The sequence below is a fragment of the Ruminococcus sp. MCC718 genome, assembly GCF_018783905.1.
Classification (GTDB): Bacteria; Bacillota; Clostridia; order Lachnospirales; family Lachnospiraceae; genus Hominisplanchenecus; species Hominisplanchenecus faecis.
In genome coordinates, this window is the sequence record NZ_WQNP01000080.1 from 1 (window position 1) to 205 (window position 205).

Genomic DNA, 205 nt, shown 5'->3' on the forward strand with positions numbered 1-205 from the left:
TTGATAACTTCCTCGGATGTCTATCTAACTTGTTAGATATTTTGAATTTATTTTCTATATGCAGTTTTCAAGGTACATGTGGCAACCAGCAAAACTTTTGTTTTCTGATTACCGAATGGAGATGGAGAGATTCGAACTCTTGACCCCCTGCTTGCAAGGCAGGTGCTCTCCCAACTGAGCTACACCCCCATATTGGTTGTTATAT

Annotated in this window: 1 tRNA gene; it reads right to left on the minus strand. The window is 40.0% G+C overall.

Annotated features, from left to right (window positions below):
• Positions 1-116: 116 nt before the first annotated feature.
• A tRNA-Ala gene (locus tag GPK60_RS08100) sits at positions 117-189 on the minus strand.
• Between the last annotated feature and the right edge of the window lie 16 nt (positions 190-205).